This window comes from Thiohalocapsa halophila, from assembly GCF_016583825.1.
Lineage (GTDB): Bacteria > Pseudomonadota > Gammaproteobacteria > Chromatiales > Chromatiaceae > Thiohalocapsa > Thiohalocapsa halophila.
The window spans coordinates 14,176-26,021 of sequence record NZ_NRRV01000024.1; the positions used below are offsets into that span (position 1 = coordinate 14,176).

The window sequence follows — 11,846 nt, forward strand, 5'->3', positions numbered from 1 at the left end:
GGGCCCATAAGGATGTTAAGGGCGGGATAATCCGCAATCCGGAGTTCTACTTTCGTCCAGGGCTTACTTAGCCGCGTCGCACCCAAGGCGGTCTCGGCGCATTAGGTGACTGTGGCGTCAGACGCGAACCTGCGCGCAGTGACCTCACGACGACGACGTCGACCGTCGCAACAGCGCATCGAGCACACAGTCTTCGCAGGGGCGTCATCGGCGGAATGGCTGTTCGTCGAACGCTTGCGCGAGCTGTGCCATGTCAGCAATCACCATTGAGGAGATCAACAATGTCGAAGAGCCAAACCTCTGACCCGCAGTCCGTTGAAGAGATCCAGGCCCAGCTCGCACAGCTCGAAGCCAACGAAAATGCCCTGCGCGAGGCGTTGCGCGCGCAACAGGCCGCCGAGCTCGCCGCCTTCATCGACGAGCTTCGCGAGCAGATCCGCGCCCGCGGCTATGGCTTGGATGACGTTGTGGCCCAGTTGAGCAAGAGTCGTCGGGGACGGTCCGCAAAACGTGCCGCGGGTGACGTGACGCGCTATGTAGATCCGGAGAATCCGGCGCAGAGCTACTCACGCGGTCCACTGCCGACGTGGCTGCGTGAGAAAATGGAAGCCGCCGGCTACGACCCGGCAGACAAAGCGCAACGGGACGAGTTCAAGGCGTCCCACCTGCAATTGGCGGCGTGATCGGGTCGCTTGACCACTGGCAACATCACCGGAGTCTTCCGTCTCACAACATGCCCGCGAAGCTGCGCTGCGAGCTGGTGTCGCACGAGACGGTCTACGATCTGGCCTGGACCGTGGCCGGCAAGGTGCGGGCCTCGGGGTTCGCGCCGGACCTGGTGATCGCCATCTCCCGCGGCGGCTTCACCCCCGCGCGCGTGCTCTGCGACGTGCTCGGCATCTTCAACCTGACGAGCATCCGCGCGGTGCATTACCGCGGGCCCGCCGACAGGGAGCCGGTGGCCACGGTCAAGTATCCGGTGTGCATTCCGGTGCCAGGGCAGCGCCTGCTGGTGGTGGACGATGTCAACGACACCGGCGACACCCTGCAGGCCGCCCGCGCGCACCTGGAGGCCCTTGGCCCTGCCGAGGTGCGTATGGCCGTGCTGCACGAAAAGGCCGGCTCGCCCGTGCGCGCCGAATACGCGGGCGGGGTAATCGATGAATGGCGCTGGCTCATCTACCCCTGGGCGGTGGTGGAGGACGTAGGAGGTTTCCTGAGCCGGATGGATCCGCCGCCGATCAGCACCCCAGAGGCGAAGGAACGTCTGCGCGCGGACTACGGGTTGGATGTTCCAGAATCGCTGCTGGATCGCCTTCTGGCACTCGCCGCAGCGAAGGGGCGCGTCTGAGGCTTATATGCATTCAGGCCAAGTTTGCGCGCGCCGCCGGAAACGCGCTTCTATCCTCCTCTAACGGAGCCGGGACTCTGGCCCAGGGAAGGCGTCGCGCAGCGTCTGCGCGACGCCGACCCAGCCCCATCGTCATACGTCTACGCAGGTACCCCTCCCACCGGTGCCAGCAGTCGCACGCACGCCAGCGCTACAGCATGGCTCGCAAGCTCAGTGGATGCGCTCGTGGGAGAAGCGATCCCGGTTCTTCCAGTACGGGCAGTGCGGGCACGATTCGCCTTGCGGGTAGTCGATGCCTTCCTCGTGGGGACAGCCGAGGAGCGCCTCCGCCATCGCCACGCTCTTGGCGCCGTGCTCCTCGATGAATGCCAAGACCTCCCCGAGGATCTGCTCCGACGTTCTTGCCTCACCGTCGGTAAACCACTTGCGCATCGGGTCGGGATCGGCGTCCTCATGCTCGATGATGCTGCACACGACTTTCGAGGCCCTGGTATTGTCCGGCCCATAGAACGCAATCGTGGCCACGGGATACCCTTTATGGCCTTTCCGCACGCGCTTGTTGAGCGCCTTCTTGTACTTGCCTTGCGACATATTTGGTTCTGCTCCGCGTCTGCTGGTAGCGGCGTGACCGCCACCGCTAGCCTAAGCCGCGCCGCCGCAGACTCCACAGGATCATCGCCAGGTTCGCGGTATCGACCTCCTCCCCTTCAGCCGCCGGCGCCCGCGTGACCAGCATCTCCAGTATCCGCTCGTACTGCGCCGGATCGTCCCAGCCGCGGTAGCCCTTCAGCGCCTGCTCGCGCAGGCGCGCCTTCATCTCCCCGGAAAACTCGTCGACCGCCGCATTCAGGCGGTCGATCTCTGCTTGCGTCGCAGCGTCGATCGTCATCGCGCACCTCCTTCCCTTTTTTCGCCACGCTTCCCCTGCTCTGTCAAGCCAACAGATCTATCCTAGCTGTCAAGCGGCCGTTCGCCGCCTCAGTCGCTGCCCGGACCCGAACGCGCCGCAGTCGGCCCCCGACACCGCGACCCCGAGCACCCGGCGCCGGCCCTCGGCATCCGTGGCCCGGAACGCGGCGAGCAGCCGCGCCTCGCCAGAAGCAGGGACCCCGAGCGATAGGAGCATCCACAGGGCACTGACCGGAACGCAGCCGGGAGCCAGCCGATCCCCGGCCACGCTCCGAATTGGGGCAACCCAAGCTAACGCGGGTCCGCCGCACCTCCGAACAGAATCCGACGCACCTGATGATCGAAGTCAAACCGCGCCGCCTTGCGCTCGTCCGCAGGCAGTTGCAAACCCCATCCACCGCAACCGCCGCTCGGTTTGGTCCATTTCAACCAAGCCCTACAGCGGTGCCCACTTCGCCGTGTTCCTGCCAGAGCTGATCGAACCATGCATCCTTGTATCAACACAGCGTGGAGAAACTGTTTTTGACCCTTTCTTCGGGTCCGGCGCGACGGGGGAGGTCGCGCAGCGCCTTGGGCGGCGCTGGATCGGCTGCGAACTGAATCAAGAATACGCGGAACTGCAAAAACAGCGCACAGCACAAACAGGCTTGGATCTATAGCTTGCGCGAGGCGTAACTATCGGCGATACCTGTCAGACAAGTCGCGGATATATTCACGGACCTTCCGCTGCCCGTCCTCGTTCAGGTCGTAGTACAGAACGTCATCGTCCGTGGCAAACAGAGCAAACAAAGGAACACTGAGGCCAGCCGCCACGTGGGCGATGGATTCGGCACTGTACTGGTTTTGTTGCTCCAGCCGAGACAGGCTGGCTTTTGAGTAGGTGCGTCCGGTGGCCCGGCGGATTGCGGCAATGAGGTCGCCCAGGGTCCACTTCCGCTGCTGCCGGAACTGCCAAACGTTGAGTCCAGGCGGATCTGTCGGGCGTTTAGAGGTTTTGGGCATGCCGCGTCCCTTTCGCGCCCCCCAAAAACAACAACTGACATTACAAAAGCTATATAAGTTGTTGATTTTATGGTGCGCCCTGATGGACTCGAACCATCGACCACCTGATTAAAAGTCAGATGCTCTACCAACTGAGCTAAGGGCGCTTGGTGCTGGAAGTGCGTGGTGGGGCCGTGTCGCTGAGCCCTGCGCACAAACGCGAATTATAGCTTGGTTGGCCAGGGTATGGGAAGCAGCGGCAGGGGTAGTCTTGTGTACGGCCCTGCCTCTGCAACCGGGGCGGCTCGGTCAGACGTAGCGGGTGGGGTCCGGCAGGCCAGCGGCGCGGAAGCCTTCGGCGCGCAGCCGGCAGGAGTCGCAGCGCCCGCAGCCGCGGCCCCGGTCGTCCGCTTGGTAGCAGGAGACGGTGAGGCTGTAGTCGACGCCGAGGTCGGTGCCGCGACGGATGATCTCGGCCTTGCTGAGGTCGATCAAAGGGGCGTCGATGCTCGGGGCTCGGCCTTCGACGCCGGCCTTGGTGGCGACCCGGGCGAGCTGCTGGAAGGCGTCGATGAAGGCGGGTCGGCAGTCGGGATAGCCGGAGTAGTCGAGGGCGTTGACGCCGACCACGATGCGGCCGGCGTCGGCGACCTCGGCAAGCCCCAGGGCGAGGGCCAGCAGCAGGGTGTTGCGCGCCGGGACATAGGTGACCGGGATGCCGTCGGTGGGCGTCTCCGGCACGGCGATGCCCGCGTCCGTGAGCGCCGAGCCGCCGATGGGCCGCAGGTCGAGCGGCACGATGGTGTGGGCGGCGGCACCGAGCTGATACGCGACGGCGCGGGCGGCGTCGAGCTCGGCCCGGTGGCGCTGGCCGTAGTCGATGCTGAGGGCGTGGCAGCGCAATCCCTCGGCACGGGCCATGGCGAGGGCAGTGGCGGAATCGAGGCCGCCGGAGAGCAGCACGACAGCGGTTTGGGCATCGGGAGTGGACATGCGTGCGACCTCTGCGGCACCGGGAACACGGGCGCCGGCGCTCCCGCCAGGGGCAAAGCATGAAGCACGCCCGCGCGCGGCGCCCACGCCACATCGCTCGCGCCGGCGCGAGCTCCTCGGCAGTCTAACGGCCGCGCCGACGCCGGCAAACCGCGAGCGTCCGCGGGCCTTTTGCGTGCTGCGCCGGGCCTGGTTATTATGTGTACGGGCGATACTCGAGCCATGGCGAGCGGGTGATCGCCGTCGCCCGTACACGCCGCCCGCCCGACCCGGTCGGCTCCGGGACGCAGGTCTCATCTTACGCCAGCGCTTTGGCCACGTACCGCCATACCGCCGGAAAACCCGCTAGGCTAAGGACAAGGGCCTCGGCGGGCTCGAACCGACCGCAGGCCGCACTGCGCCAGCATGCTGTGCGCACACATAACGATCCATCTCGACGCACATGCACGCTTCCGTCGGCCCCATCCTCGGCGAGCTTAAGCAAACGGAGACCGCGGGCGCGGCGGTCGGGCAGGGCCGCCACCCCGGCCATAGTTGCAGGTCCGGCCCCGGCACTGACCCAGCGGGATGGCCGCAGCGCGCAGGGTAAATAGACCATCGCCGGGCGCATGTATCCCTTCTCCGTCATCGACCCGGGCACGCTGATGCTGACCGCCGTCGGCGTGTTTCTGGTGACCGGGCTGTTCATGTCGCTGGCGCACCGTATCCGCCATGAGCGGGCCTACGCCTGGCTGGCGGCCGGCAATCTGGCCTTTGCCCTGGGCTGGTCGCTGGCGCTCGCGGAGAACGTCATCGGTGTCAGCTGGGTGACGGTGCCGCTGTCCAACATCTTCCTGCTGCTGCTGCCGGTGATGCTGATCTGTGCGTCACTGGCCTTCCTGCGCCTGCCCGGCATCGGCTTGGCGCTGATCGTCGCCTCGCCCATCGTCTTGACGCTGTACTTCGTGCTGGCCGAGACCATGCGCCACGCCATCATCCCGGGCGCCCTCACCTCCAGCCTGAACGGCGCCATGTACCTGGGCACGGCCTGGATCTTCAGCCGCTACTGCTATCCCCGCGGCAGCGTGGCTCAGACCATCATCGGGGCCAATATGCTCATCGGCGCGGTTTTCATCGCGCGCACCGGCGTATTGCTGCTCGCAAGCGTCGCGCCGAACCGGGTGCCGCCGGTGTTCCTGGAGCAGTTGGTCTACGCGGCCCTCTTGGTAAACCTGGTCTGCGCATTGGCCCAGGCGCTGTGCTTTCCGCTGCTCGACTTCATGCGGGCGGAAACGGAGCATTCCCGCGTCAGCCGCCGGCTCAGCAACCTCGCCGACCGCGACGCGCTCACCGGAAGCTACAATCGCCGCGCCTTCACGGTGCGGCTCGAAGTGGAGCTCCAGTTCCACAAGCCGAACCGCCTGCCGCTCAGCGTCATATTGCTGGACATCGACCACCTCACCGCCATCAACGACAGCTACGGCCGCGGCGCCGGGGATGCGGCGCTGGTGGCGTTGGCAGAGATCGTCGAGTCCTGCTCCCGCGGCAACGACACCTTTGCGCGCTTCGGTGACGACGAGTTCGCGCTGCTGTTGCCGGAGACGGCCATCGGCCAAGCCTCGGCCACCGCAGAGTCCATCCGCGCCGCCGTCGCCCATCTGGACCGCGGCGGGCAGCCGGATATAGCCGTGCCCATGACCTGCTCTGCGGGTGTCGCCACCCTGAGCCACCGCGTCGATACCCAGGCGACGCTGCTCGCGAACGCGGATCTCGCGCTATGCGAGGCAAAGCGCAGCGGGGGCGACAGCGTGTACCCGCCGCCGAGCGCGGGCGAGCCGCCGCAGGGGGCAGAGCCATCCGATGCAGATGACTCGGACCACGGCGGTTCGGACCTGAGCCTGGCGGCGGCGCTGCTGGACCCGACCGGCAACGGAGAAGACTGAGGCCGGGCCGGCCGAGCCGAGCCGAGCCGAGCCGAGCCGAGCCGAGCCGAGCGACGAAATCGAGACCGACAATCCACGACTCGACCACACGGCCAGCCAACTGGGTCGCATTCACCGCGACGAGGAGTGGATACAATCGGGACGACGCGGCGCGCCCTTGGCCGCCGACCCCCAGCCATCGAGCGCACGCAAAGCAGCAGGGATCACTATGCCCAGAGCCAGCTTCATATCCTATGCGATCATCATGCGCCTGCTCACCATGTCCATCGTCTGGCTCGCGCTGCTGGTGTGGGTCCTCAACGCCTACCGGGTCGGGTGCGTCACCAGCATCGCGGTTCTCCTGCTGATAACGGCTGCCGTGTTCGTCGCCGGCAGCGAGCGCTCCCACATGCATAGCCGCGCGCTGTTCAACGAGACGGTACGGCACGACGGTCGCTTGTTGCGTTTGGTCTATAACGGCCTGCTCATCAATCTGCGGGATCTGGCGGTCGCTGTGCTGCTGGGGGTGGTGCTGGTGACGAGCGCCCTCACGTTGGCGCCGCGGCAGTGGTCCTTGCTGTTCGTTGACCTACTGTTGCTCACACTCTTGATTCCGCGCATCGCCCGCCTGCTGGGCACCGAGGTGCGCCCGCCCTTTCGCTATGCCATGGCACGGCAATGGGCCGTCTGGATCAGCCTGCTGCTATTGTGGATCGAGGGCATGATGTCGCTGCTGTTCTATCCGCCCACCGATTACACCGGCATGCGCTGGCAGGAGGTGGTGACCTACAACCTCGTCGTACCGGATGCGGCCTGCGGCATCATCGAGACGGCCGCCACCGTCTTCGTCAGCGGCCAGGCCATCGCCATCTGGGCAGTGCAGAACGGTGCCCGCGTGGCCAATGACCCGACCCAATCCGTGATGCTCTGGGTGGGCTACGCAACCCTCGTCGGCTTCACCTTCCTCACCGCACTGGCGTACAGCCGCGCCCTCATCGGCGTCATGGGGCGGCCCTGGGAGCTGTGGGGGAAGGCCGCGCCGTCTGCCCAAGGCGGACCCGCGGCCGCCGACGGCTCGACGCCGGGCCTGTAATCCTGAACGTCAGCAGCAGCGGCAGCAGAGTAAGGCCGCGCGTCGGTCTGTGGTTGAGGGTCTGCCGGGTGGTGAGCGTGGGGGCAGGTCAGTCGGGGTAGCGCGGGGGCAGCTTCGGCGGCGGTTGGCGCGAGTGCTTTTCCGGGGACCTGTAACCGCCTGGCGGCGGGGCCGGCGAGACGCTGGCTATCCCAGTTGCCGGCGGGACGCCGGCGCTCCCGGGCGCCGACGCTGCCGCGGACAATGTCAGTCCTCGGCGTGGTAGCCCTGGATACGCTCCACCTCGTTGCGGGAGCCCAGGATGACGGGCACGCGTTGGTGCAGCTCCTGGGGCTGCATGTCCATGATGCGCTCGCGGCCGGTGATGGAGCCGCCACCGGCCTGCTCGACGATGAAGCTCATGGGGTTGGCCTCGTAGAGCAGGCGCAGCTTGCCGCCCTGGCCCTTAGCGGCCATCTTCGAGTCCATCGGATACATGAACACACCGCCGCGGGTGAGTATGCGGTGCACCTCGGCGACCATGGACGCGATCCAGCGCATGTTGAAGTCCCGCTCCCGCGGGCCCTCCTTGCCGGCCAGGCACTCATCGACATAGCGCTTCACCGGCGCCTCCCAGAAGCGGCCGTTGGAGGCGTTGATGGCGAACTCCGAGGTGTCCGCCGGAATGGTCATGCTCGGATGGGTCAGGATGAACTCGCCGATGTTCTGATCCAGCGTGAAGCCATTCACGCCCTTGCCAGTGGTCAGCACCATCATGGTGGACGGGCCGTAGAGGGCGTAGCCCGCGGCCACCTGCTGGGTGCCGGCCTGCAGGAAGTCCCGCACCGTGGGCCGGTCCACGCCGCCCGGACAGCGCAGGATGCTGAAGATGGTGCCGACGGAAACATTGACGTCGATGTTCGAGGAGCCGTCCAGCGGGTCGAAGGTGATCAGATACTTGCCGCGCGGATACTGGTCCGGGATCTGATAGACATCGTCCATCTCCTCGGAGGCCATGGCCGCGAGGTGGCCCGCCCACTCGTTGCACTGGATGAACATCTCGTTGGAGAGCACGTCCAGCTTCTTCTGGGTCTCGCCCTGGACGTTCTCGCTGCCGGCGGTGCCGAGCGCACCCACCAGCGCGCCGTGGTTCACCTGGTTGCTGATCATCTTGCAGGCGGTGACGATGTCGTTCAGCAGCGCCGTGAACTCACCGGTGGCGCCGGGCGCCTTGTGCTGCTCTTCGCTGATGAACTGCGTAATGGTGGTACCGTGATCCATGGGGGTCGAACCTCGTTGCTTGGAAAGTGACTTGGGGAATTGACTCGGGGGATTGACGGGGTGATGGCCCGGGGCGACGACCCAGGACAGGTTGGCGGCTGCCGCGGGAACGGGGAGCGGCGGCCGCCGGGCGACAGAAACTGCGTGACGCCCCAGTATAAGGGCGCACTCCCGTGCATTCGACGCGGATTCACACTGGATGCAGCCGCGCCCGCCGGCAACGGCCCCCTGCGGTATCCTCCACGGCCCGGTTGCGCAAACCCAGACCCGCCCATGAGCCCGCCCGATTCCACCCAGCCGCCCATCTGGTCCCCCTCTCCCGAGCGCGTGGACGCGAGCCGCATGGCCGCCTTCATCGCCGCCGCCGAGGGCGCCACCGGCCACCGCTTCCCGGACTACGCCGCGCTGCACCGCTGGTCCGTGCTGGACCCGGAAGGCTTTTGGGCCTTGTTGTGGCAGTTCCTGGACCTGCACGCCAGCACGCCGTGGCACCAGGTGGTGGAGCACCCCGAGCGCATGCCGGGCGCTTCCTGGCTTCCGGGGGCTCGGCTCAACTTCGGCGAGCACCTGCTGCGCCACGCCGACACCCGCGGCGATGATATCGCCATCGTCTTCCGCGGCGAGAACGGCGAGCGCCAGACCCTGACCTTCGGCGAGCTGCGCGCCCAGGTCGGTGCGCTGGCCGCCTGGCTGCGCGCGGCGGGGGTCGGCGCAGGCGAGCGCGTCGCCGCCATCCTGCCGAACCGCCCCGAGGCCATCGTCGGCATGCTGGCGGCGGCGAGCATCGGCGCGGTGTGGTCGTCGGCGTCACCGGATTTCGGCGTCGACGGCGTCCTCGATCGCTTCGGGCAGATCACGCCCAAGGTGCTCATCGGCATCGACGGCTATCACTACGGCGGCAAGCGCATCGACGTGGGCGAGCGCCTGGCGCAAATCGCCGCGCGGCTGCCGTCGCTGGAGCAGTTGGTGCTGGTGCCCTGGCTCGCGCCGGACGCGCCGGACGCGCCGGCCCCGAGCACCCGGCCAGCCACTGGGCCGAGCGAGCCCTCCGCGCAGTCGTGGCCGGACCTCATCGACGCGCATCGCGGCGCGGCCCCGGTCTTCGAGCCGCTGCCCTTCGATCATCCCCTCTACATTCTGTTTTCGTCCGGTACCACCGGCAAGCCCAAGTGCATCGTCCACGGCGCCGGCGGCACCCTGATCCAGCACCTGAAGGAGCTGGCCCTGCACACGGATTTGGGCGCCGCCGACCGGCTCTGCTACTTCACCACCTGCGGCTGGATGATGTGGAACTGGATGGCGAGCGCCCTAGCGCTCGGCACCCGGCTGGTGCTCTTCGACGGCTCCCCCTTCCACCCGGGCCCCGAGGTGCTCTGGGACCTGGTGGCGGAGGAAGGCGTCACGGCCTTCGGCACCAGCGCCAAGTACCTCGCGGCGCTGGAGAAGGCCGGTGCCGAGCCGGCGCGCACCCACGACCTTTCGGCGCTGCGCACGCTGCTGTCCACCGGCTCGCCGCTGGCACCCGAATCCTTCGACTATGTCTACCGGGCCGTGAAGGACGACCTGCTGCTCGCCTCCATCTCCGGCGGCACAGACATCGTCTCCTGCTTCGCGCTGGGGAACCCGATGCTGCCGGTCTACCGCGGCGAGCTCCAGTGCCGCGGGCTCGGGCTCGCCGTCGAGGTCTTCGACGATGCCGGCAGCCCGGTGGTCGGCGAGCGCGGCGAGCTGGTGTGCACCCAGCCCTTCCCCTGCATGCCCGTGGGCTTCTGGAACGACCCGGACGGCGCCCGCTACCGCGCGGCCTACTTCGAGCGCTTCCCTGGTATCTGGACCCATGGCGATTTCGCCGAGCTGACGCCCCGCGGCGGACTGGTCATCCACGGCCGCTCCGATGCGGTGCTGAATCCGGGCGGCGTGCGCATCGGCACCGCCGAGCTCTACCGCGTGGTGGAGGCCATGGACGAGGTCTTGGAGGCCATCGCCGTGGGTCAGGACTGGCAGGGGGATCAGCGCATCCTGCTGTTCGTCGTGCTGCGCCCGGACCTGACGCTGGACGATGCCCTCACGGACGCCATCCGCCGGCGCATCCGCGCGCAGCTGAGCCCGCGCCATGTGCCGGCCGAAGTCCGCCAGGTGGCCGCCATCCCGCGCACCCGCAGCGGCAAGATCGTCGAGCTGGCGGTGGCCGACGTCATCCACGGCCGCGAGGTCAAGAACCGCGAGGTCCTGGCCAACCCGGAGGCACTGGACGCCTTCGCCGCCTTCAGCTGGGCGTGATCGCCGGGGCCACCCGTAAGCTGGTGGACTGCGCTTCGCTTGTCCACCCTACGCCCTGCGCCTGCCCGAGTGGTTGGAGTGGTGATCGAGGCTTCTTCTCGCTCCGCGTGTGCGTGGTGGTCAAATCCGCGGGCCGGAATGACGGCAATGACAATACGGAAGCCAAGAGCACAAGGTACACCGCGCCTAGACGCGGTCCCCGCCACGCTGGCGCAGCGCCTCGTACAGGCAGACACCGGCGGCCACGGAGACGTTGAGGCTCTCCACCCGCCCGCGCATCGGAATGCGCATGAGCACATCACAGTGCTCCCGGGTGAGTCGCCGCAGGCCACTGCCCTCACCGCCCAGCACCAGGCCCAGGGGGCCGGTCAGAGCCGTTGCGTAGAGGCTCGCCGGGACGTCCTCCGCGGTGCCCATGAGCCAAACGCCGGCGGCCTTCAGCTGCGCCAGCGACCGGGCCAGGTTGGTTACCTGAATGAAAGGCACGGACTCCGCCGCGCCGCTCGCGACCTTGACGGCCGCCGGCGTCAGACCGGCGGCCTTGTCCTTGGGGGCGATGACGGCGTCGGCACCTGCGGCGTCGGCGCTGCGCAGGCAAGCGCCCAGGTTGTGCGGGTCGGTGACACCGTCCAGGATCAGCAGCAGCGGCGGATGATCCAAGCCGCCCAGCAGCGCATCCAGGTCCTGCACCGGGCGCGCGGCAGGCCCGCTCACCCAGGCGATGACGCCCTGGTGGTTGGCACCGCCGGCGGCGGTGTCCAGCGCATCGCGGTCGAGCTGGCGCACGTGCACACCGGCCTTGCGAGCCAGACCCGCCAGCTCGGCGAGGCGCTGGTCGCGGCGGCGGCGGTCCAGCCACAGCTCGGCGACCTGCCCGGCGCCGAGCTTGAGGGCACTGCGGGCGCTGTTGATGCCGACGGTGGGGCTCGCGCCGCTGGGCTGGGTCGGACTCACGGCTCGGACGCACTCACGACTGGGATTGGGCGAGGATTGCATGCCGCCGCTCGTGCCCGGGCTCGGGCGTGGGGCAGGGCGACACTGGATGGCCTGACAGACCAGGCGGTGACCGCAGGCGCGG

General features: G+C 67.7%; 12 protein-coding genes and 1 tRNA gene. 6 read left to right on the top strand and 7 right to left on the bottom strand.

What is annotated here, in order from left to right:
* Positions 1 to 281: 281 nt before the first annotated feature.
* Complete coding sequence (locus tag CKO31_RS11445; RefSeq protein WP_200237293.1) at positions 282 to 683, top strand: H-NS histone family protein; 402 nt, start codon at positions 282 to 284, stop codon at positions 681 to 683.
* Between the two features lie 50 nt (positions 684 to 733).
* A complete protein-coding gene (locus tag CKO31_RS11450; RefSeq protein ID WP_200237295.1) occupies positions 734 to 1,351 on the top strand; it encodes a phosphoribosyltransferase in 618 nt (205 codons plus the stop codon).
* A 210-nt stretch (positions 1,352 to 1,561) separates the two neighbouring features.
* Here CKO31_RS11450 and CKO31_RS11455 read toward each other — a convergent pair whose 3' ends face one another.
* Both CKO31_RS11455 and CKO31_RS11460 read right to left on the bottom strand, forming a co-directional pair.
* Positions 1,562 to 1,942, bottom strand: a complete 381-nt coding sequence (locus tag CKO31_RS11455) for a hypothetical protein (RefSeq protein WP_200237297.1) — start codon at positions 1,940 to 1,942, stop codon at positions 1,562 to 1,564.
* 46 nt (positions 1,943 to 1,988) lie between these two features.
* Positions 1,989 to 2,240 carry a hypothetical protein gene (locus CKO31_RS11460; RefSeq protein ID WP_200237300.1) on the bottom strand — a complete coding sequence of 84 codons (252 nt, stop codon included), beginning with the start codon at positions 2,238 to 2,240 and terminating at the stop codon, positions 1,989 to 1,991.
* A gap of 172 nt (positions 2,241 to 2,412) precedes the next feature.
* Here CKO31_RS11460 and CKO31_RS27650 point away from each other — a divergent pair, with 172 nt between their 5' ends.
* Positions 2,413 to 2,919: a DNA methyltransferase gene (locus CKO31_RS27650; RefSeq protein ID WP_200237302.1), complete on the top strand. Its 507-nt coding sequence runs from the start codon at positions 2,413 to 2,415 to the stop codon at positions 2,917 to 2,919.
* 16 nt (positions 2,920 to 2,935) lie between these two features.
* On the opposite strand, the gene CKO31_RS11470 is transcribed toward CKO31_RS27650, so the two are convergent.
* From CKO31_RS11470 to queC, 3 genes are all read right to left on the bottom strand, one after another.
* Positions 2,936 to 3,262: a hypothetical protein gene (locus CKO31_RS11470; RefSeq protein ID WP_200237305.1), complete on the bottom strand. Its 327-nt coding sequence runs from the start codon at positions 3,260 to 3,262 to the stop codon at positions 2,936 to 2,938.
* Positions 3,263 to 3,332: 70 nt separating this feature from the next.
* Positions 3,333 to 3,408 (bottom strand) — tRNA-Lys (locus CKO31_RS11475).
* A 142-nt stretch (positions 3,409 to 3,550) separates the two neighbouring features.
* Complete coding sequence (gene queC / locus CKO31_RS11480) at positions 3,551 to 4,234, bottom strand: 7-cyano-7-deazaguanine synthase QueC (protein WP_200237307.1); 684 nt, start codon at positions 4,232 to 4,234, stop codon at positions 3,551 to 3,553.
* Between the two features lie 608 nt (positions 4,235 to 4,842).
* Between queC and CKO31_RS11485 the strand changes: the two genes are divergently transcribed.
* Both CKO31_RS11485 and CKO31_RS11490 read left to right on the top strand, forming a co-directional pair.
* Positions 4,843 to 6,156, top strand: coding sequence for a GGDEF domain-containing protein (locus tag CKO31_RS11485; protein WP_200237310.1), 1,314 nt, complete (start codon positions 4,843 to 4,845; stop codon positions 6,154 to 6,156).
* 208 nt (positions 6,157 to 6,364) lie between these two features.
* Positions 6,365 to 7,228: a hypothetical protein gene (locus tag CKO31_RS11490; RefSeq protein ID WP_200237313.1), complete on the top strand. Its 864-nt coding sequence runs from the start codon at positions 6,365 to 6,367 to the stop codon at positions 7,226 to 7,228.
* A gap of 246 nt (positions 7,229 to 7,474) precedes the next feature.
* Here the strand turns inward: CKO31_RS11490 and CKO31_RS11495 are convergent, their stop codons facing one another.
* Positions 7,475 to 8,488 (bottom strand): class 1 fructose-bisphosphatase, encoded by a 1,014-nt coding sequence (locus tag CKO31_RS11495; protein ID WP_200237316.1) that lies wholly within the window; start codon positions 8,486 to 8,488, stop codon positions 7,475 to 7,477.
* A gap of 273 nt (positions 8,489 to 8,761) precedes the next feature.
* Here CKO31_RS11495 and CKO31_RS11500 point away from each other — a divergent pair, with 273 nt between their 5' ends.
* Positions 8,762 to 10,768 (top strand): acetoacetate--CoA ligase, encoded by a 2,007-nt coding sequence (locus CKO31_RS11500; RefSeq protein WP_200237318.1) that lies wholly within the window; start codon positions 8,762 to 8,764, stop codon positions 10,766 to 10,768.
* 186 nt (positions 10,769 to 10,954) lie between these two features.
* Here CKO31_RS11500 and rlmB read toward each other — a convergent pair whose 3' ends face one another.
* Positions 10,955 to 11,722, bottom strand: a complete 768-nt coding sequence (gene rlmB / locus CKO31_RS11505; RefSeq protein ID WP_322789129.1) for a 23S rRNA (guanosine(2251)-2'-O)-methyltransferase RlmB — start codon at positions 11,720 to 11,722, stop codon at positions 10,955 to 10,957.
* Positions 11,723 to 11,846 lie beyond the last annotated feature (124 nt).

What these genes read in the sequence shown, in the direction of transcription:
- CKO31_RS11445 (WP_200237293.1), top strand. Translation starts at nt 282, where the DNA reads ATGTCGAAGAGCCAAACCTCTGACCCGCAGTCCGTTGAAGAGATCCAG.
- CKO31_RS11450 (WP_200237295.1), top strand. Translation starts at nt 734, where the DNA reads ATGCCCGCGAAGCTGCGCTGCGAGCTGGTGTCGCACGAGACGGTCTAC.
- CKO31_RS11455 (WP_200237297.1), bottom strand. Translation starts at nt 1,942, where the DNA reads ATGTCGCAAGGCAAGTACAAGAAGGCGCTCAACAAGCGCGTGCGGAAA.
- CKO31_RS11460 (WP_200237300.1), bottom strand. Translation starts at nt 2,240, where the DNA reads ATGACGATCGACGCTGCGACGCAAGCAGAGATCGACCGCCTGAATGCG.
- CKO31_RS11470 (WP_200237305.1), bottom strand. Translation starts at nt 3,262, where the DNA reads ATGCCCAAAACCTCTAAACGCCCGACAGATCCGCCTGGACTCAACGTT.
- queC (WP_200237307.1), bottom strand. Translation starts at nt 4,234, where the DNA reads ATGTCCACTCCCGATGCCCAAACCGCTGTCGTGCTGCTCTCCGGCGGC.
- CKO31_RS11485 (WP_200237310.1), top strand. Translation starts at nt 4,843, where the DNA reads ATGTATCCCTTCTCCGTCATCGACCCGGGCACGCTGATGCTGACCGCC.
- CKO31_RS11490 (WP_200237313.1), top strand. Translation starts at nt 6,365, where the DNA reads ATGCCCAGAGCCAGCTTCATATCCTATGCGATCATCATGCGCCTGCTC.
- CKO31_RS11495 (WP_200237316.1), bottom strand. Translation starts at nt 8,488, where the DNA reads ATGGATCACGGTACCACCATTACGCAGTTCATCAGCGAAGAGCAGCAC.
- CKO31_RS11500 (WP_200237318.1), top strand. Translation starts at nt 8,762, where the DNA reads ATGAGCCCGCCCGATTCCACCCAGCCGCCCATCTGGTCCCCCTCTCCC.